This window comes from Microbacterium sp. LRZ72, from assembly GCF_033792225.1.
GTDB lineage: Bacteria > Actinomycetota > Actinomycetes > Actinomycetales > Microbacteriaceae > Microbacterium.
This window is the reverse complement of sequence record NZ_JANGEX010000015.1, coordinates 1-20,438: the sequence shown is the minus strand read 5'-3', so window position 1 is coordinate 20,438 and position 20,438 is coordinate 1. Positions and strand designations below refer to the sequence as shown.

The 20,438-nt window shown below is 67.0% G+C and carries 18 protein-coding genes; 15 read left to right on the top strand and 3 right to left on the bottom strand.

The window, feature by feature from the left end:
* Positions 1–452: 452 nt before the first annotated feature.
* Both M4I32_RS12960 and M4I32_RS12955 read right to left on the bottom strand, forming a co-directional pair.
* A complete protein-coding gene (locus tag M4I32_RS12960; protein ID WP_319034900.1) occupies positions 453–1,640 on the bottom strand; it encodes a geranylgeranyl reductase family protein in 1,188 nt (395 codons plus the stop codon).
* 81 nt (positions 1,641–1,721) lie between these two features.
* Complete coding sequence (locus tag M4I32_RS12955) at positions 1,722–2,039, bottom strand: helix-turn-helix domain-containing protein (protein WP_319034899.1); 318 nt, start codon at positions 2,037–2,039, stop codon at positions 1,722–1,724.
* A 410-nt stretch (positions 2,040–2,449) separates the two neighbouring features.
* Between M4I32_RS12955 and M4I32_RS12950 the strand changes: the two genes are divergently transcribed.
* The 14 genes from M4I32_RS12950 (at position 2,450) to M4I32_RS12885 (ending at position 15,909) form a co-directional block, all read left to right on the top strand.
* Positions 2,450–3,157: a hypothetical protein gene (locus tag M4I32_RS12950; RefSeq protein ID WP_319034898.1), complete on the top strand. Its 708-nt coding sequence runs from the start codon at positions 2,450–2,452 to the stop codon at positions 3,155–3,157.
* Between the two features lies 1 nt (position 3,158).
* Positions 3,159–3,776 (top strand): M23 family metallopeptidase, encoded by a 618-nt coding sequence (locus tag M4I32_RS12945; RefSeq protein ID WP_319034897.1) that lies wholly within the window; start codon positions 3,159–3,161, stop codon positions 3,774–3,776.
* A 34-nt stretch (positions 3,777–3,810) separates the two neighbouring features.
* Complete coding sequence (locus tag M4I32_RS12940; RefSeq protein ID WP_319034896.1) at positions 3,811–4,110, top strand: hypothetical protein; 300 nt, start codon at positions 3,811–3,813, stop codon at positions 4,108–4,110.
* A complete protein-coding gene (locus M4I32_RS12935) occupies positions 4,029–5,603 on the top strand; it encodes a hypothetical protein (protein ID WP_319034895.1) in 1,575 nt (524 codons plus the stop codon). The genes M4I32_RS12940 and M4I32_RS12935 overlap by 82 nt, the downstream gene beginning before the upstream one ends.
* Positions 5,603–7,096, top strand: coding sequence for an SCO6880 family protein (locus tag M4I32_RS12930; protein WP_319034894.1), 1,494 nt, complete (start codon positions 5,603–5,605; stop codon positions 7,094–7,096). The genes M4I32_RS12935 and M4I32_RS12930 overlap by 1 nt, the downstream gene beginning before the upstream one ends.
* Positions 7,096–8,748, top strand: a complete 1,653-nt coding sequence (locus M4I32_RS12925; protein ID WP_319034893.1) for a hypothetical protein — start codon at positions 7,096–7,098, stop codon at positions 8,746–8,748. Before M4I32_RS12930 ends, M4I32_RS12925 begins: the two co-directional genes overlap by 1 nt.
* On the top strand, positions 8,745–10,103 hold the full coding sequence (locus tag M4I32_RS12920; protein WP_319034892.1) for an AAA family ATPase: 1,359 nt from the start codon (positions 8,745–8,747) through the stop codon (positions 10,101–10,103). Before M4I32_RS12925 ends, M4I32_RS12920 begins: the two co-directional genes overlap by 4 nt.
* A 16-nt stretch (positions 10,104–10,119) precedes the next feature.
* On the top strand, positions 10,120–11,946 hold the full coding sequence (locus tag M4I32_RS12915) for a type IV secretory system conjugative DNA transfer family protein (protein ID WP_319034960.1): 1,827 nt from the start codon (positions 10,120–10,122) through the stop codon (positions 11,944–11,946).
* Positions 11,943–12,329 carry a hypothetical protein gene (locus tag M4I32_RS12910; protein WP_319034891.1) on the top strand — a complete coding sequence of 129 codons (387 nt, stop codon included), beginning with the start codon at positions 11,943–11,945 and terminating at the stop codon, positions 12,327–12,329. Before M4I32_RS12915 ends, M4I32_RS12910 begins: the two co-directional genes overlap by 4 nt.
* On the top strand, positions 12,326–12,811 hold the full coding sequence (locus M4I32_RS12905) for a hypothetical protein (RefSeq protein ID WP_319034890.1): 486 nt from the start codon (positions 12,326–12,328) through the stop codon (positions 12,809–12,811). The genes M4I32_RS12910 and M4I32_RS12905 overlap by 4 nt, the downstream gene beginning before the upstream one ends.
* 37 nt (positions 12,812–12,848) lie before the next feature.
* Positions 12,849–13,292, top strand: coding sequence for a single-stranded DNA-binding protein (locus M4I32_RS12900; RefSeq protein WP_319034889.1), 444 nt, complete (start codon positions 12,849–12,851; stop codon positions 13,290–13,292).
* A gap of 244 nt (positions 13,293–13,536) precedes the next feature.
* A complete protein-coding gene (locus M4I32_RS12895) occupies positions 13,537–13,902 on the top strand; it encodes a metalloregulator ArsR/SmtB family transcription factor (protein ID WP_319034888.1) in 366 nt (121 codons plus the stop codon).
* Entirely contained in the window at positions 13,899–14,882 is a 984-nt protein-coding gene (locus M4I32_RS12890) for a cation diffusion facilitator family transporter (RefSeq protein ID WP_319034887.1), read from the top strand. The genes M4I32_RS12895 and M4I32_RS12890 overlap by 4 nt, the downstream gene beginning before the upstream one ends.
* 271 nt (positions 14,883–15,153) lie before the next feature.
* Positions 15,154–15,909: an Abi family protein gene (locus tag M4I32_RS12885; protein ID WP_319034886.1), complete on the top strand. Its 756-nt coding sequence runs from the start codon at positions 15,154–15,156 to the stop codon at positions 15,907–15,909.
* 201 nt (positions 15,910–16,110) lie between these two features.
* Here the strand turns inward: M4I32_RS12885 and M4I32_RS12880 are convergent, their stop codons facing one another.
* Positions 16,111–19,137, bottom strand: a complete 3,027-nt coding sequence (locus tag M4I32_RS12880; protein WP_319034885.1) for an AAA family ATPase — start codon at positions 19,135–19,137, stop codon at positions 16,111–16,113.
* A gap of 468 nt (positions 19,138–19,605) precedes the next feature.
* Between M4I32_RS12880 and M4I32_RS12875 the strand changes: the two genes are divergently transcribed.
* Positions 19,606–20,438 (top strand): IS256 family transposase (locus M4I32_RS12875; RefSeq protein WP_319034884.1); only part of this gene is annotated, 833 nt, incomplete at its 3' end.

Sequence of the window (20,438 nt, the reverse complement as noted above, 5' to 3'; positions counted from 1 at the left end):
AGTAACCCGATCTGCATCTGCACGCTGCACGCCTGCCGGGGATCTCTGGTGCGAGGCACCAGCGGTCGAGATTCTAATGGGTCACGTCAGCCCGACACAGGAATGAGCCGCACCAGGACGGACCGAGCCGCGACGCCAGAAGCGATCGTCAGCGACGAGAATCACGGACTGTTGCGTCAATGCTTCGCTGCGGCGATCGGCCCGTGCCGCGCGGCGAGGATCGGCATCCCTCTGAAGGTCCACGACTACTGAAGACACCGCGGCAGGCCACAAGTTGTCTTCGTGCTGCCGGCTGCCGGAGCACAGGACACTGCTCACCTCGGACGGCGAGCGCTGTGAGCCGAGGTGCAATTGACGTCGTGTCGACCTGCTTCAAGGCGGCGTTCTCTCCAGTGAGGCACATGACGACCACGGAAACCCACGAAGGATACGTACTAGACCGCTCCCCACGCTCAGAACCGGGGAACCAGAGTGTCGGCTGCCACACGGAGCAGGTCTATCGCACTGAGGCGTCCGGCCCCCAAGCCGGCGGAGACAAGCCTCATGAATGTCCGTTCGTTTCGTGCGCTGGCCGCGACGGCGGCGGAGACGATGCGAGGCCGATCTACCAGGCAGGCCAGCAGACGGACCTGGCGGTGGTGCGCCCCCAGCCGCCGTCGGAGCTCCTGGGAGTAGGTGCGTGCGGGCTCCGCTTGCACCGCCGCGCGCCCCGCCAACGCGCCCGAAGCCAGTGCATAGAAGATGCCTTCGCCTGTCAACGGGTTCACTAAGCTCGCGGCATCGCCGACGAGCAGCACCCTGCCATGGGCCGGGGGCGGTCGGCAAGACGCCAGCGGCAGCCGGTGCCCTCTCAGCTGCGCCGATTCCACGGCGAACCCCGGAAGCAGTTCGGCGGCACGGGCGGCCATCCTCGCCTTACTGCGTTCGGGCGCAGCGGTCCCGTAACCGACGTTCACCGTGCCCCTCGCGGTCGGGAACGCCCACGCGTAGCTGAGACCGTTTCCGGGCACTGGATCCCAGCGGATGTGCAGTTCCTTGAATCCGGCCGGCGCCGGTGCGTAGCCTCGGATGGCGACCGCCATGTCCCTGCCGCGATTCTGCGCCGCTCCAAGAGCCCGGCGCACCGTGGAGTTCGCCCCGTCGGCGCCGACCAGCACCCGTGCTCGGAACTTTCCATCGACGAGCACACCGTCGCGATCCCAATGAACCTGGCGCACCGTGTGGTGCTCGAACACTGCGCCGGCGGCGAGGGCCGCAGCCATCAGCCGGGCGTCGAACTCGGCCCGGGGCACGACGTACCCTGGCTCGGGCGTCATCCCCTGCCAGTTACGGGACGGGGTGACCAGCCGCAGCGCAGGTACTCGCTCATCGCGGCGGAGCAGATCCGTCAACCCGAGTCCGGTCAATTCGTCGACCGCATCAGCCCCCAGACCATCCCCGCAGACCTTGTCCCGTCCAAGCGGTGAACGGTCGAGAATCAGCACGCTGGCACCGGGTTGCTCCCGGAGTGCGGCCAGGGCAGTGGCTGCGCCGCCGGGCCCCGCACCCACGACGATCACGTCGATCGTCTGGACCACCTCCCCCTGAGCTCCCATTCCGGAAATGGTTTCCGATCGAGCGTACGCCGTCAGGAGCCGCAACGCTCCCGTTGTGGCCCCACCCGGTCCCCAACGGGGTGTTCCTTAAGGGTCTGGCGGGCGAAGGCGGAACCGCATCTTTGGTCAGATCTCGCCGATCTCCTGTCCGAGCTGGAGATAAAGATCGGTGACGACGGCGTTGTTGACGCGGTACACCGGCCACTCACCTTGCTTCCGATCCGAGCGGGGCGGGTCGCCGATGAGGACGCCGGCTTCTTCGAGTTCGCGGAGGTAGCGAACGAGGGTCGGTGGCGGTACCTCAATAGCCTCGGAAATGGCTTTGCGTCCTGCGTTCGGGTTTCGACGAAGGTACGCGATCAGGCTGGCCTTGCCGAGATTACCGAGAACGGTGACTGCCTCGGCTGCGCGTTCGCTATTGGCGGGTTTGACGAGCTTCGGCATGAGCCCATTGTTTCGCGTTCGGCTTGGCGCGACAAGCACCTGCATAAATTAGTGCTTCACATTTCCAGTGCATCATTATACGATCCACGCATGAGTCGAAGCGGATGCCTGCGGGATCGAAAATCACAGGTGGATGAAGAATCGGCGGCGCACGGGTCAACGACATGCCAGCCCTCTCTGAGCGGCGCACGTGATCGCGCTTTCGAGTGCTTGTCGAGCGATGACCGACAACTCCGCTACCAGGCTTTCACGTGCCTCCGTGACCGAATCGTTCCTTTTGGAAATGATTGGCCTCTGCGTAGTATTCCTCCACTGCGACCTGCTGGTGTGTCCTGGGGATTCAAGGTCGTTGCTCTTCGAGCGAAGGCGGTGCTGTCATGAGTGCAGCGACAGTGCGGGGACGTGGGGTGATGTGGGCGCTGATCGGCGCCGCGGTCCTGGTCGCGGGGATCATCGCCATCATCGTGGCGTCGGCTCTGCCTCGTTCTGACGGTCCGTCTCCGAGCCCGTTGGAGGGGACATCACAGGCACCCAACGGCGTGACGTCGCCCTCCAGCGTTCCCCCAGAGGACGAGGCGGTCGACGCCGCGGTGACGGATCGTGGTTGGGTGGCGGAGCCGATCACGACCGACCCGGAGCTGTATGCGCGTGCCGCTCTCGCTGCCGCTTCGACCTTCGATACGACCCTCGCAAGTCGTGAAGCGTGGCTGACCTATCTCGACACCTGGTTCACGCTTGACACTCGATACACGTCGGACGCCGATCGAGCTGACGCTCTTCGTGCAGCGCAACTTGAGATGCGTCAGGGTGTGGTGTTGCCGGAGGAGCAGTGGGATTCGATGGCGGCCGAGGATGGGCGCGTCGCTGCGCAGACAATCGGCGAGATGACGTTGATGCCCGTGCCTGAGGATACGTCCGGGGGTATGGCGATCGGGACGGCGGATGTGACGTTGTCGTTCATGATGACCGGAGGGGACGGAGAGTCATCCTTTGATGAGACCGTTCGGGTAAGCGTCCAGGTGCTGTGCGGCCCGGAGTCGGTGCCGACTCCGGGGTCAGCGCAGATGCCGGGGGACTGCAAAGTGGTGCGGTTCTTCTCGGAGCCGATGGAGCCGTGACATGGGAGCCCCCGTTGCGGTCGCCGCCGCTGTCACCAGGACACGCATCGGCCGCCGCCTGATCGGCCTCTTCGCCGGCGCACTGGCGTGCGTCGCGGCGGCCGTATTCGCGCCCGTAATCGTGCTGCCCCTGGCGGTCGCAGCGCAGTCCTCGTCTACCGCCTCGAGCGAGGGCCTGAACGGCTCCCCGATGGTTGTCGGCGAATGGGGCTACCCCTACGCGGGTGGTTACACAACGGGCCGCGGCTATGGGTGGCACCCGGTCCAGGGATGCGCATACTGCCCCTCCGCCCATTTCGGCTACGACATGTCGCGGGGGTGCGGCGTGGACGTCTTCGCCGCTGGTCCCGGCACCGTGACGCTCGCTGGGCGGTTCGGGCAGTTTGGCAACAGCGTGATGATCGACCACGGCTCCGGCACCGTCACGCTCTACGCGCACCTCGCCGACGGTTCACTATCCGTAGCCACGGGTCAATCGGTTACCGCCGGAACGCGGGTAGGCGGGGAAGGCCAGACGGGTCTTTCCTTCGGCTGCCATCTGCACTTCGAGGTGCGGCAGAACGGCGCGCGCATCGACCCGGCCCCATTCATGGCCGCCCTCGGTCTCCCTCTGACTTGACCACGCACGACCACACGCGCTGCAAGGAGCGATCATGACACCCACCTCACTGGTCCCGTTCGACGTCGATGTGCCGGACGTGAATCCGGACTTCTCTGCCCCGTTCTTCCAGGGATTCCAGGTCATCGCGTCCTACATCCTTGCTGGAGCGATGATGGTGGTGCTGATCATGCTGATCATCGCGGGCGCCGCCCTCGCCTTCCGCGGGATCGCGTCCGACCGGGTGCGGACCTGGGCCGGAGAGAACATCCTTTGGATCTTCATCGCCGCGGCCGTCTTGGGAGCCGCAAGCGGGCTATTCCAGTGGTTCGTGAACTTCGACTTCGGCTTCTGATGCACCTCCCTCGCATGCTCTCCTTGGGCGTCGTCCTCGGCGTGACCCTCGGGGTTGGCGTGCTCGCTCCGGCTACCGCGGCGCCGGAGCCGCGAGGCGACATAGCCATCGCATCCGTCGTCCCTGCCGCCGTGGTGGAGGACGAGCCGTGGAGTTCCCCCGCTTATCCGGTCGATTGCGATGGGGCGAACGGACAGATCGCCTGCACACCGACGAACCCGGCCGACGTCACGGCGCAGCAATGCTTCATCCAGGTCGTGATAAATGGAACGAGGGCGACTGTCTGCACGGCGTATGAGGGCCATGCGGCGGCGATTCAGGGGGCCGGGGGCAAGCCGGTGGTTGTTGCGTATGGGTGCAGTTTCGGGGATGTGTTGTGTGCGTCGTTCGAGAATTTCGGGCGGGGTATGGCGATCGCGACGACGGGGATGATGTACGCGGTCGCCTTGAACATGCAGTTCGATACCTCGTCGCTGTTGTGGACCGCGGCAGTGGGCGAGTGGTCGTTCTGGCAGTGGGCGATCCTCATCATCGTGTTCGGCGCAATGGTCTGGGCCGTGACTGCCGCTGTGGTCTCCGGCGACCGGGAACAACTCGTCAGCGCAATCGTCCGATCGTTTATCGCGATTCCCGCGGTGCCGCTCACCTTGTGGTTGACGGGGCATCTGTTGAACACGGTCGATGAGATGACCTGGTATGTGATGAACCGGGAGGGGCCGATCGCGTTGTTCTCGACGCTGCAGTCGGTGATGTGGGCGGGTGGACAGGCGAACTACTTCTTCGCCGTCATCATCCACGGGCTCCTGATGGTCGGGATGCTGCTGCTGATGCTGGTGTTTGCGTTCCGCAACGTCGTCCTCGCCGCACTGATCGCGGTCGGTCCGGTCGCGTGGATGATCTTCCCCGTCCGGGGCATCGGACCGCAATGGGTGATCCGCTACGTGTCGGCTGTCGTCGTGTTGTTGCTCACGGGCCCATTGACCGTCGGGTTTGTGACGTTGATCATCAACGGGCTCGCGGACGTGCGGACGATTTGGGACCCGCAGTCGTGGCCGCTGCTCATCGGTCTCGTGCTGGTCGCATTCGCGCCGTTCGCGATCTTCGGACTGTTCTCCTTCGTCGGAGGCGTCGCCGCGGACTCCCTCGGCTCCGCTCTGGGATCCGGGGCCCGTCGTGTCGGCGGGAACGCCGCACGGTCGGTGGCGAGCGTCCCCACCCGCCTCGGCGGATCCCCGGCCGGCATCCCGTCCGGATCCCGCGGCGGCGCGAGCCCTCGACCGCCGTCGAGAGCGGGCGCTGGCGGGTCGGCACGTCCCGGCGGCGCAGACGGCCCAGCCGGCACGAGCCCCACAAACCCCGCCCGCCAGAGCGTCCCTGCTTCGGCGGGTGCAGCATCCACCCCAGCGCCGACGACCGCGGGAACACAGGCAGCAACTTCGGGACCGAGGGCCGCGTCGGTGGCACCGACCCCGCTGAGTGAGAGGAGGCCGTGATGACGGTCACAGGCGATACAGACCGGCCGGTACGGCTGCCCCGCCGGTCACGACAGGGCATCGTGCTCGGCATGGACAGCTGGCAACTTGCATTCCTCACCGCCGCAGCATTGGTGGTCCTGATCGCGGTGAACAGGTTCGGGCCCCTCGGTCTGCTCTACTCCTCCCCCCTCTTCCTCCTCCTCGGCGGCACCGCCCTCGCCACCATCCATGGGGTCTCCGCACCCCGCATGGCTGGCCTGTGGGCGATGAAGCAGGTCCGGCATGGCATGGGTGGCACGAAGGACACGTTCCGCCCTGAGGCGCCGAGGATCGCCGGAACGCTGAACCTGCCGGGGGCGCGGGCGTCGGTGCAGTTGTGGGAGTTCGAGGACATCGGATGCGTCTACGACCCGCAGCACCGCACCGTGTCGGTCACCGCGGAGCTCGAGGTGCAGGGATTCCTGATGCATGACACCCCGGAACGGTACGACCTGGCGCAGCAGTGGTCTACGGTGCTGGCATCGTTCACGCAACGCCCGGGCATCAAGCGGGTCACGCTGCAGGAGCGCACCATTCCCACCACCATTCGCGCCGCCCGCGACCACTTCGACAGCGTGCAGGTGCGCCGGAACGCTGACCCTGGAACACCGGTGGCGGCGAACTACCGGGAGGTGATGGATCAGTCGGAGCGTTTTGCGGTGTCACACCGCAACTACCTCACCTTCACCCTCGACCTGATCACGCTCGGCTCCCAACTGCGGTCCCTCGGTGGAGGGAAACCGGCGATCCAAGCACTCGCCGCACTCGAAGCGGGGAACCTCGCCGACGCCCTCGAGTCCGCCCACATCAAGGTGCGGAAATGGCTCGGCCCACGAGATATCGCGACGCTCGTCCGGGTCTCGATGGACCCCGAGTTCGCGCCGGTCGCACAGAACCGCATCGACGCTCAGGCCGGCGTCGACCCGGTCGCGATCGGACCGATGTATCTCGAGGAGCCGAAGGGCCGGAATGGTGTCGTCTACACCGACTCGGGGGTTCACACCACGATGTGGGTGCACGAGTGGCCCCGCTCGGATGCGGCGGTCGGGTTCGTCGCCCCGATCGTTTTCGCCCGTCACCCCGGCAGCGGAGATGCCGTCACCCACATTCTCTCCCTCGTGCTCACGCCCGTGCCGGTTTCGAAAGCGCTGAAGCGGATTCGGGATGAGAAGAAGGTATGGCGAGGCAACGAACGGCTGCGTGCGAAGCGCAGCGTCGATGGGTCGGCCGCAGATGCGGCGGACTGGGAGGCGTTGGAGAGGCAGGAGCAGGAGATCGTGAACGGGCACGGCAAGTTCCGGTACGGCGCCTACCTCACCGTCACCGAGCGCACCGAGGAACGCCTCGATCACGCCGTCGCCGGGATGCGCAACGCCCTCGCCCGGGCCGGCATGGAACCGCAGATCCTCTACTGTCAGCAAGCTGAAGCGCTGCTGGTGAACGCGCTTCCGCTGGGTTTGGGGATGAAGTGATGACCCGCCGCACCCTCTCCTTCACCCCCGGCGACGCTACCCGTAAAGACCGCGCCCGCCTCCGTGGGGAAATCGCCGCCGCGGCGCGGGACGAACGCCCCTCCCGGTCAAGCCAGCGGGAGCGCGCCCTGCCGACGCCTGCGGTACCGGGTCCGTTCGGTCCGGGCCTTGCCGCGGGCGGGTATTGGAATGTGGCAGGCCTGCACGTGGCGGCGCATGAGGCGACGTCGCAGCACATCGCGGGGATCTACCCGTTCGTCGCCGATGCGGGGCTCGGGCACCGCGGCCCCATCGTCGGGGTCGACTTGAACGCCGATGCGCTTTGGCATTTCTCCCCGTGGGAGGCCTACATGGACCAATCCGACCGGGGCTCGTTCTCCACCAACATCCTCGTCCTCGGCGCGTACCGGTCCGGCAAATCCGCGACCGTGAAGACCCTCGTCACCCGTTCGATCGCGTTCGGCCACCAGGTCGTGGTGCCCTCCGACCCGAAGGGCGAATGGGTCGCCGTCGCAGAGGCGATGCCTGGCGGGCAGGTGATCCGGCTCGGCGGCGGCACCGCAGCCCGCCTCAACCCTCTCGACCGGGGGCCACGCCGGTCGGATGCGTCCGACGAGCAGCACGAGCAGATGGTGAAGCAGCGCCGCATCGGCACTCTCATCGCTCTGGTCGAGATGGCCCTCGGTGGGCAGCGCCTCACGGCAGTGGAACACGCTGCGATTCACGTCGCCCTCGACCGGTCCGTGGCACGAACAGGCGACCGGCCCACCTTGCGGGGCATCTACAGCGAGCTCGGTCACCTCGCGGGGGAGACCGCGACCGCGTTCCGGGCCGCAGAGGGGGCTGTGCAACCGCGGTTCGTGCTCCGCCGCTTCGTGGAAGGCGACCTTGCCGGGCTATTCGAGAACGAATCGACCGTGGAGTTCGATCAGGACGCCCCCATGGTCGTCACCGACACGTCCGAACTGTTCGCTCGCGGGGAGCTCGCCGCGCAGCTGACCCAGGTGTGCTCCACGGCGTGGATCCAAGCTGTGATCAGCGACCGGGCCGCACGCCGCACCCGGTATGTGGTTCGGGAAGAGGGATGGCGAGACATGACGTCGCTGGCGTCCTTGCAGATGTTTCAGCAGTGGTTGAAGCTGTCCCGCCATTACGGGATCAGCAACATTGTCATCCTGCACAAGATGGGCGACCTCGATGCCGTCGGCGACGCCGACAGCCTGGAACGGTCCCTGGCGTACTCGATCGTGGGGGACATCGAGAACAAGTTCATCTTCCGCGTCAACCACCAAGAACAGGCAGCCCTCCGGCAACGCCTGAACCTGCCCACCCCGCACGTGGACATGGCGAGGCAACTCCGCAAAGGCGAATTCCTCGCCTACGTCGGCCAGTACTCCTACCTCGTGGACTGCTTCGCCACCTCCACCCCGTGGGAGTACAACCTGTTTTCCACCGACGACGCCCTCACCGCCGCCGGCGACGACACTGCGCCCCCCGCCCTCACCGACCCCGACCTCGACGCCCTCTGGCCGACCCCCGCTCCGGCGGCCGAGGGGGATGTCGGTGGGTGGTTGACACCGCTGACGGATGCGGTGAGCGACGGGTTTATGTCCCACGGCTCTCTGGCTGTTGAACAAGGAGTAGAGCAATGACTACTGTGCAGACGCCGCGCGCGTACGCGACCGTCACGGGACCCACCGCCACCTACATCGCACCCGACGGGCATACCGAACCAGTAACCGCGAACGGCGCCGAAGACATCCGCCACGCCGTGGTCCGCCGAGCCAGCGCCGACGCCCGCACCGCCGGCATAGCGCTGGAACTGGTGACCTCCGGCGACCGCGGCACCCACCGCCTCCTCATAGACACCACCGGCACCATCACCGCCGTTCCCGCTTTGCCCACACCACGCCCATCGAACGGCGGACCACCCACTACTGCCGCTGTTACTGACGGGGCACGCAACGACGCGAGCGCAACGCCCACGGCGTTGCGCCTCGAGCCCATTGCCGAGCGCCGTATCGGAGAGGAGGTGGAGGACGGGTCTCCACCTTCGGGGGAGACCGCTCCGATCCCGGATGCGGAGCCCACCCACGTGGGGCGGCCCAGTTTCATCACCCCTGCCGCCGAGACTCCCGAGGCCATCCCCGGGTGGCGCGGGGTCCTCGTACAGCTCGGGATAGCCGTGCCCCCGTCTGCGAGGCAGCAGCGGCATGCGGGGTTGGTGCGGACGGTTTCGCGGCAGTGGGCCGGGTGCCGAAGCATCGCGGTCGCGAACGGCAAAGGCGGGGTTGGGAAGACAATGACAACCGCGATGCTCGCCGCCGCCTACGCGCGGTGGGGAGGCGGGAACGTGCTCGCCTGGGACAACAACGACACCCGCGGCACCCTCGGCTGGCGCACCGAGACCGGGCTGTACGACACCACCGTCCGCGACCTCCTGCCCACCGCCGAGGAGCTCCTCACCCAGGGGGCAGGGGTGTCCGACATTTCCCGGTTCGTGCACCACCAAGGTGTGGACCGGTACGACGTGCTCCGCAGCAACCCAGAACTTCTCGCCACCGACCAGCGCATCGTGGCGGATCAGTTCGATCTGCTGATGCAGGTCGCCGCCCGCTACTACCGGCTCGTGGTGTTCGACTCCGGAAACGACGAATCCGCCGACCGGTGGCTGCGGATGATCGACTCCAGCCACCAACTCGTGATCCCCACCCTCGCCGCCCTCGAATCCGCCGAATCCGCCGCACTCCTCCTCGACGCGCTCCGTCACCGCGATGACCACTCCGCGGCCCTCGCCGAGAACGCCGTCGTCATCGTGACCCAAGCCGAGCCAGGCGGACGGGACGTGGCGCGGATCGCGGACGGGTTCGTCGGGCACGTCCGCGCCGTGCACACCATCCCCTACGACCGGGCCCTCAAATCCGGTCCGCTCCGCTTTGACACCCTCCACCCCCGCACGCAGAACGCCTGGCTTTCCACCGCAGCGTCCGTCGCCAAAGGTCTCTAACAGGCGGGTGAAGATAATGAACCAAGGACTGCTCGGCCGGGTGCTCGCGGTGATGATCGCGTGCAGCATCCTGCTCTCGCTGGCGTTCTCCTTCCTCGCCGAGACCCTCACCACCTGGCTATGCGGGGCTCGCCCCACCCCGACGAGGCTGTTCTCCGGGCTCTGGCTGGCCATCAGCGGTGACCCCACGACCTACACGGCCGCGCCGGGGTGCGTGCTGCCGGTGTGGCAGATCCGTGCCGTCGACGCCCTCGCCCTCGCTCTTCTCGCCGCCGGGGCGGTGGCCGCGCTCGTCGCGTGGCACCGCTACCAGCAGTCAGACCGTTCGTTCATCGCCGACCTTCGGCTACGCCCGGGCTTCGCCGCGGCCTCCGAGATCAAAGCGCATCTGTCCGCGAATGCGGTCCTCCGGCGCGCGAAGCAGCTCCGTCCCGACCTCCCGAAGCCGGCGGCGTCGGACGTCGGGTGGCGTGTGGGCCGCTCCCGTGGGATGGACGTGTACGTGTCGATCGAAGACTCCGTCGCCCTCGAAGGCCCACCCCGCTCGGGGAAGGGGTACCGGGTGCTGATCTCCGCGATCCTCGACTGGACCGGGCCGCTGATCACCACCTCCACCACCAACGACAACCTCACTGCGACCATGCGGATGCGGCAGGACCACGGTGACGTGCACGTGTTCGACCCGCAAGGCCTCTCCGGCATCCGCCACCCCTTGCGGATTTCCCCCATCACCGGATGCGAGAACCCGCTCGTCGCGATGCAGCGCGGCACCGCGATCATCACCGGCACCGCGCTTGGGTCGTCGACGACGAACGCGGAATGGGCGCAAGCATCAGGAGTCGTCCTCGGTCGACTCCTGCACGCCGCCGCCGTCGGCGGCCGCACCATGGCCGACATCTACGACTGGGGCTCCAGCCCCGCCCTCGCCCGAGCCGCCGTCGATGTGCTTCGCACCGACGGCGCCCCCGGCTGGGGCGACTCCCTCGAAGCCACCATCACCGGCGACGAGAAGCTCGTCTCCGGAATCTGGTTCGGAGTCCAAGGCGCCGTCGCGCCGCTCGCCGTCCCGCAGATCCGCGACACCCTCATGCCCCGCCCCGGTGACCCGGTCTTCGAGCCCGACAATTTCCTCGACGCACCGAACACCCTCTACCTGATCGGGTCCTCGGCTGGGTCTGCGGCGATGGGCGGATTCCTCGGGGCGATGCTCGACGACATCGTCGAAACCGCCCGTACCAGGGCGCTGTCCTCCCCCGGCTCCCGGCTGCACCTGCCGCTCGGGCTGATTCTCGACGAGATTGCGAACATGTTCCGGTGGGGCAACCTGCCCCGCACCATGGCCGACGGCGGCGGCCGCGGGATCTGCACCTTCGTCGTCCTGCAAGCCCTCTCTCAAGCCGAAACCGCATGGTCGAAGGCCGAAGCCGACACCATCTGGGCCGCCGCGACCGCGAAAGTGCTCCTCGGCGGCGCCAGCCATGTCGACCACCTCCGCGACGTCGAAACCCTCCTCGGGGCCAGAGACAAACGCCGCACCCAACGCTCGTGGTCCACCGAACACACCGGGCATCAGACCAGCGAACAGCACGAACGTCTCCCGCTGATGTCGGTGGACGAGATCCGGCGGATGCCGCAGAACATCGGCCTGCTCGCCTACCGCAACCGCCGTGGCGTGCTCCTCGACCTCACCGGATGGGACGAACGCCGCGACGCACGCACCATCACCACCGGCAAGACCGCCACCGAAAAAGAGCAGCGAGCCGTCTTCACCGACGCCTACCGCATCCCACCCCAGCCACCGCGACCGGAAACAGGCGCGACCGAGGGAGGGGAGGAGAGGTGACCAACCATCGCCGCGGCGACGTCAAAAACCTCTACCGGTATGGGTTCCTCCGCTCGCCCGCCTGGTTCGCCCGCAGAGACAGCTGGTTCACCGCCGAAACCCGCATCACCGGGCTGCTGGTCTGCGCAGGGTGCGGGGAGCTGGCCGGGAAGGACCAGCTCGAGCTGCACCACCTGGACTACAGCGGCGTCACCCTCGAAAGCGGCCGATGGCGTGCCCACGAGGAACACGACGACCTCACCCCGATGCACCCCTACTGCCACGACCTGCTGCACCGACTGCTCGATCGCGACACCGTCCTCGCGAAGCACCGAGACCGGCGCACCGCGTCCCTCGCCGCCCTCGAACGGCTACGCATCAAACTCACCTCGGAGACCTCATGAATACCCGCCCCGAGCCCTTCGACCCCGTCGCGCTGATCGCCGCGGACGCCGCCCGCGTCGCCGACAAGAACAGCCGCAGCGGCTCCTCCGCACCGCTCGGCGCGACAGTGATCAACTGGCGGACCCTCACCGGCTCCGCCGCCGCGATGGCATGGGCGGACCTGCGGGACTGGGTGGAATGGTTCACCAGCCGCTACAACGTGCCCGTTAGCACCGTCCCGGACTGCTGGTGGCAGCACGGTGCGCTCGTCGAAGAACTCACCGCACTCCGCACCGCCCACGCCGCCGCGTTCGATCCCACCGACACCGGCTACGGGCCGATCAGCTGGCACGAACGACTCACTGTCGCTCTCCCCCGTCTCACCCGCGCCTACAGCGGCGGCTGCAACACCACGCACCGCTCCAACAAACCCCGCTCATGGTCCAACGTGACCGACGAGCAGGAATGGGAACAGTGGACCAGCCAGGCCCACGCCCACTGACACCACCCGGTGTCCGCAACCGAAAGGAACGATCACCATGACCACCAGAATCCCGGTCACCATCGTGGGCAACCTCACCGGCGACCCTGAACACGGAACCGCCGACAACGGCACCGACTACGCCAGATTCAGCGTCGCCGTCAACGACCGACGTCTGAACGAAAGCACTGGACGGTGGGAGGACGCCGGCTCGGTGTTTCACCGCGTCGTCGTGTTCAACCAGCAATCCCGGCACGTCGCCGACTCGCTCCGCAAAGGCGACGCCGTCGTCGTGGCCGGCGACCTGCGATTTGGCAGCTACACCGACACCGCCACCGGACAAACCCGCGAAACCCGCGACATCGTCGCGGACAACGTCGGCGCGTCACTGAAGTACTCCGGCGTCGACATCACCCGCAGCCCAAAAGCTAACGGCCCCGCGGCCGAAGCTTCGGGGCCGACGATCACACCGGCTGCCACCGGTGCAACATACGCACGCTGACCTGACATACAGGAACGGGCAGGAGTCATGCTACTCCCGCCCGTTTCCTCTGTCATCAGCTGCTTCCTCAGGCACGGTCGACCGCCGACGTCCACACCCACACGAGCTGATCCCGGTCGTTCGATACGAACTGCACCTGCACCGCAGTTCTAGCGCCCCGCACGCCACAGACAACAGAGGCGGTCATCGTCAACCGACAGACCGGCGAATGCCTACCCAGCGACAGAGCGCGTATTATCTGCATATGCGCGCAGATAAGCAGCCATGCGGGTATCGTCCGGACAGTACTTTCGTCGAGCTCGCGGTCGAGGTCTTCGCGATGCTGGCCGATGCCACCCGCGTACGGGTCATCCTCGCCCTGCAGGACGCGACCGAGCTGTCGGTAAACGCCCTCGCCGAGCTGGTCGGCAAATCCCCCGCCGCGGTGTCGCAGCATCTGGCGAAGCTTCGGTTGGCGCGGATCGTGGTGACCCGGCAGGACGGGCAGAGGGTCTTCTACCGGCTCGAGAACGAGCACGCGTCACGGCTTGTGGCTGACGCCATCTTCCAGGCCGAACACTCCCTCGGCGGTACCCCCCGCCACCATCACCAGGACCGAGTCGAAGAGTGAGCCACGCACACGACGACCACGACCACGACCATCACCATCCGTCGGGGTGGCGGCGAGTCCTGTCCGGTCTCTTCGTGCCGCACTCCCATGATGCGGCGGACGCGATCGACGACGCCATGGCGGCGAGCAGGTCTGGGATCCGCGCCCTGAAGATCAGCCTGGTGATCCTGCTCGCCACCACCATCCTCCAGGGCATCGTCGTGTTCTTCAGCGGGTCGATCGCGCTGCTGGCCGACACAGTCCACAACTTCTCCGACGCGCTCACCGCCGTGCCCCTATGGATCGCATTCATCCTCGGACGCCGCGCCGCATCACCCCGATACACCTACGGGTTCGGCCGTGCAGAAGACCTCGCAGGCCTGTTCATCGTCGTCGTCGTCGCACTTTCGGCACTTGTCGCCGCATGGCAATCGATCGAGAGGATCCTCAACCCGCAACCACTCGACAACATCGGCTGGGTCATCGCCGCGGGCATCGTCGGATTCCTCGGCAACGAGATCGTCGCCATCTACCGCATCCGCGTCGGACAACGGATCGGCTCCGCTGCGCTCGTCGCCGATGGCATCCACGCCCGCACCGACGGATTCACCTCACTCGCCGTCGTCGCCGGCGGCCTCGGCGTCCTCCTCGGCGTCCCCCTCGCCGATCCCATCGTCGGACTCCTCATCTCCACCGCGATCTTCGTCCTCCTGATCGGCACGATCCGCAGCGTCGGACACCGCCTCCTCGACGGCGTCGAACCCCACCTCGTCGACAAGGCCGCCCACGCCCTCAACCACGTCGAGGGCGTCACTCACGTCGACCGCATCCGACTCCGCTGGAACGGACACCGCCTCGAGGGCGACGCCACCCTCACCATCGATCCCACAGCCTCACGCGAATCCCACGACGCCATCACCGCCGCCGCACACTCCACCGTGCGCGCACACCTGCCGAACATCGACGAATTCCTCATCACCACCCGACCAGGCAAGCGCTGACCGGCGGCGCCTCGCCTGCCTAGCCGACGACGCCTACGAAGTCTCTCTCGAAGCGCTCCTCGACCACTTCGATAGCGAACTCACTCAGTAGATTCATCGCGTCGCCGGCCCGCTCTGCTCGCGGTGCAGCCCCGGGTCACTTTTCAGCTCGCCCAGCCGTGTCGATGGTCGCGTGCTACCCTAAACGCATCACGATCAGCCCGCTCGCCTCACGGCTCGGGCTGATTTTCTTTGTGCAGGAGACGTGATGGTCGCATACGACAAACCGTGGTTGCCCATCGAGGCGCAGATCGGCAAGCTCGCCAGCCGTGGCGTCGAGATCGGTGACGCGACAGCCGCCGTCAACCTGCTGCGCGCCGTCGGGTACTACCGTCTCACCGGATACCTATACCCGTTCCGCAGTTCGGAGCGCTACGACGACGAAGGCCGCACTCGTGTGCGCGTGCTGAGCGGATACCGCAAAGGCACAACGATGGCGCATGCAGCGAAGATCATCGACTTCGACCGGGCGCTCAGAATCCTCGCGCTCGACGGCATCGAACGGGTCGAAGTCTCACTGCGAATGCAACTCGGCCACACCCTCGGCGCAAAGTCCCCCTTCGCACACCCGGACCCGGCGACATTCGTACCGCCGTTCACCGCTGAATACACGGACCCGATCTCAGGACTCCAGACGAGCAAGCACCTCCAATGGATAGCGAAGGCCAACGCCCGCCGGGACGCGTCGGATGAAGCATTCGTCGCGCACTTCCGCGACAAGTACGACGGACAGATGCCGATCTGGGCCCTCACCGAGATCCTCGAGCTCGGCCACCTGAGCCGCCTCTACGGCGGGCTGAACAACTCCCTCGCCACCGCGATCGCACACTACTACGGTGCGGGTCATGGCGAGCAGGATCGCCAGCTTGAACTACGTCCGGAACGTCGCCGCCCACCACGCCCGCCTGTTCAACCGAAAGCTCGTCATCGCCCCCAGCCGGCCACCCGTCGGAGACGCCCCGCTCCTGGACCATCTTCGAGAAGATAGCAGCGCGAAAGCGGTCTACGGGGTCTATAACGCCCTCGCCGTCACCGCCTACCTCCTCCGCACGATCGACCGCGACTCCGAATAGCCAGAACGCGTGCCCCACCTCGCGCGCATATTCCCGGGCACCCCCACCTTCACCCTCGACGCGATGGGCGCCCACCCGCACTGGGATCGCCTCGAGCTGTGGGCGAAGTAGCGTCGTCATCGAGACGGTCCCCAACTCGGCACCGCAGACGACAGAACCGTTAGTTGCGCCGGATGCTGCCGAAGACGATCTTCAGCCGCCCGATGCTCTGCGCCCATCGAGCCGCGGAGCCAACGTTCCACGCCGACCTGATCAAGCCACACCTGGAGATGCTCTCGTTCGTGCTCGAGCACGTCGCTCTCCGCCGTGCGCGTCTCGACGAGCGCAGCGACTTCTTCCCAGGCGGAGTCGGAACCGTCGTCCGCTGACGGAGCACGCCCTGTTCCATGTCGAGAGCTTTCAGTCGCAGCGAGGGCACCTGCGCGTTCGAGCAGTGCGCGCCGCGTGGTGGCAAGCCAGGCATCCAGCTCGTCCCGTGAAGCCTGCCTGGCGATCAGCGCGGCGGTGATCGGCTCCTCGACGCGATCGAGATCAGGGGACATGCCCCAAGGTCGGGCACGCGCATCGTCCAGTCGAGGGATCCGATCGGTCGCGATCGCCTCCGGCGTCCTCCCGGGCTCTCGCGCCGCGCGCCCCAGTTCCACCCGCGCCGCACGTGCACTGTCGTCGACCGTAACCTCCACGGTGCCGCGCAGCATGCTCTCGGCGATCGCGTCGCGTGCCGCAGCCCGGGTGCGGGCGACGGTGATCGCGGCGTTGTGCTCGCGGCCGCGGGTCATCCCGACGTACAGGCCCGACGCGTCGACGCCCGGGCCGACGATAGACGCGTCGGTGGTCTCACCCTGGATACCGTGCACTGTCGACGCATACGCGAGGTGCACGTGCTCGGCGAGGTAGTCGTGCGACACGACCCGCACATCTCCCGCGTCATTCACGCTACCGAGCTGCACCGCGGCGCGACCAATGAGCTGAACCGTCCAGAGCGCTCGGTTTTCAACTCCGGCCGTCGTGTCGTTGCGGCGAGTCTGGACGATGTCCCCTTCGAGGATCCGCAGCTCCCCCTGCCCCACAGCGACCCTGCCCAGGTGAAGCGCGCCGCAGTCGAGCCGGTGTTGCTGGATGGCCTCGTTGATGGCGTCGGCTTCGTCGTTCGTACTGGTCACCAACGCCACCCGTTTCCCTGCACCCGTCCACCGGAAGTAGGCGTCGACCATTGCGTCGCGCGCTTCCGCATGGTCGGCGACGCGGTGGATGAGCCCGCGGTCATCAAGGTCTTCTGCGACGGCGAGGGCGGCATCCTGCGACGCAGGTTCCCGCATCCGCAGCGTCAGCGCTGCATATTCGGGGTCACGGAAGCGGTGCACCGCCGTCAGCTCAACCACCGCGCTCGCTCGACGGGTAAGACATACCATCGCCCCCGAATGCCCGACCGGCATCGCCTGCAGATGATCGCCAACCATCGCGATGCCCGCCCCCGTCTCGGCCGCAAGCACGGCCAGAGCGTTCGCGGTGTGCAGATCGACCATCCCGGCCTCATCGACCACCACCCGATCGCCCGGCGCCAACGGGTAGCGGCGCGGCCCGGTGAACACGTGTCCGCTCGTCGGGTCGATGTCCCCCACGCTCAATCGGGACCATACCGACGCGCCGGCGGTGTCGTGTGTCCACCGCCAGCCGTGGTCGGCGAGCAGTGCGTGCAGGCTGGATGCTGTCGCCCCGATCTCCCGCGACGCAACCGCCGCAGCCTTCTTCGTCGGGGCGACGACCACCATGCGCCGCCCCTGCCGCGCCAACGCCCCGCTCGCCACACGAAGCATTGTCGTCTTTCCCGCACCCGCCGGCCCCGTCACACTCACCAACCGATCCGTGCCCGCAATCGAGGCAGCCGCCTGCGCTTGCGCCGCATCGAGCACCACACACTCGGTGACAACGCGGCGGGCGACATCTTCGACCAGGTCTGCGTCAAGCGGTTCCCCGGGCACGGCGAGAGTATCCAGGCGCGCGGCGAGATCCACTTTGAGCGACGCCGTCGCGACCGACATGAATCCCTTCACGTGCCCCGGCCGCGTACCCTCCCCCGCGAGCAAATCGACCGTGAGCGTGAGGGCACGCGCCTGGATGTCATCTATGAGGCGTTGGAACGAGTCACGGTCGCCCACCAGCCCCGCGCCAGCGAGAGCGCGAATTACCCCTGCGCGTAAGTCAAAGGTGCTGAAGCGTCCACCATTCGAAGCCGATCGGGCATCCGCATCCACCACCGCCTTCGCCGCCCGTACCTCACGGTCCACACCCGCAGCCCCCTCCGGGGCCACCACCGGCGCGCGGGGCTCGACCAGGGCCAGGTCGATCGTGGCGACCTCGTTTCGAATGAGGTGCTCCCACTCGTCCTCATCGATCCGGATCGGTTTGTTCGGGCGGCGGGTCGCCCACGCGAGCCGGTCGATCTGCTGCTGCACGTCATGAGAGGGCTCCTGCCCTGGATGCTCAGCGCGCCACTGCGCGACCAGGACCGCACGGTTTGCCTCGATCTGATTCGACCGGCGCGACAACGGCCGTACCGCGCGCGCCAACTCCGCGATCTCCCCGTTCGCGTCGAGGGTGTAGCCGTGACGGGCGAGCGCGGCAATCCACGCAGGATCCGTTCGGGCCGCGAGTTCACCCTCGGCATTGATGACGGTGTGGAACTTCATCGCGACCCGCGAGTCCACATTCGACCATTTGCCGTCCTCGCCCTGCACCTTCACGTTCAGCCACAGGTGCCGGTGAATGTGCGGATCCAGCGCCCGCGACCGGCGATGCTGCAACTCCACCACCTCAACGCGATGAAGAGACTCACGGATACTGCCACCCGCGCCGCGACGCGCGTTTAGCTCGTGCTGCCAGGTCGTGATGATCCGGTCACGGAGACGATCCTGGAGCGCCTGGAACTCGGTCGCCAACTCCGGATGCAGGAGCACTGCGATGCTGTACGACTTCGGCGCGTTGATCGTGCCATCCAGGATCAGATCCGCGGTCGGGCTGGAAAGATCCCGACCGCGCTGCTCCCCCGATGCCGGGTCTCGACCGTCCACCCACTGACGGAGTTGCTCGGCAGTGAGCATGTCGCGGGTGATGTCACCGCCCACGACAACGAACCGCGTCACTCCCCGCGCACTGGACTCGCTGTACGCGGCGAGCGCATCAACCCCGGGCGCGGTGCGTAAGTGTGAATCGCACGCCCCCTGGAACGCGTACGCCATCGCCTGCCGGACGCCCTGCGACCGGACGCCACGCTTCCACCGCTGCAACCCACCCCGCACGCTCCGAGCGTACGCCTTGTTTGCTTATCCCGCTGCGTGATTCACAGAAAGTGCCTGCGTGCATCGCCCTTGTTTTCTTCTGGGGGCGTTTCGTGCTCTTCCTGTCGTGGGCCCTGCTTTCGGCGTGCGGGCATCGGGCATCTTCGCGTGTCGGGTATCCGGGCTTCGCGCGTTGCGCGAGCGCGTCGGGGTGACGTCCCCTGGGGTGGTGTAGTTCTCGGCGGTGGTGTCGGCGTCGTAGACGTTGGTGAGCCATCGTGCGATGGTCAGTGAGAACCGATCAAAGTCACTCACAGAAGGACACAACGCACGATGGCTCTAGACCAGTCTGCCCTCCTCGAGCTCCTCGGGGAACTGAAACTCACCGACGTCTCCGACCGAATCCGGGTCGCGACCGAGACGCTCTATCAGGAGCTGATCGACGCGGAAGCTGCCGCGTTCATCGGCGCCGCCCCGTTCGAGCGCACCCTGTCGCGAACAACGCAACGCAACGGCACCCGGCCACGAACCCTCACGACCACGGCGGGAGAACTCGATCTGCGGATCCCGAAGCTGCGGGCGGGATCGTTCTTCCCCTCGTTGCTAGAACGCCGCCGCCGGGTCGATCAGGCCCTGTTCGCCGTGGTGATGGAGGCCTACGTCCACGGCGTGAGCACCAGGAAGGTCGATGATCTGGTGAAGGCGCTCGGCGCGGACACGGGCATCTCGAAGTCGGAGGTGTCGCGGATCTGCGCGAATCTCGACGAGGATGTCGCCGCGTTCCGGGACCGGCCTCTCGCGGACACCACGTACCCGTACGTGTTCCTCGACGCGACCTACTGCAAAGCCCGCGTCGACCGGCGGGTCGTGTCCCAGGCCGTCGTCGTCGCGGTCGGTGTCGCCGCTGATGGGAGGCGGGAAGTGCTCGGGTTCGAGGTCGGCGACACCGAATCGCAACCGTTCTGGACCACGTTCCTCCGCTCCCTCAAGGCCCGCGGTCTCGACGGGGTCAAGCTCGTCATCAGCGACGCGCACACCGGGCTGATCGCCGCGATCGAGACCGTCTTCGTCGGCTCCAGCTGGCAGCGATCACTCGTCAACATGGGTAGTGGCGGGATCGTCCCGCTGGTTCATCCTCACCGTCGGGAGAGGACCTTGGCAGCGTG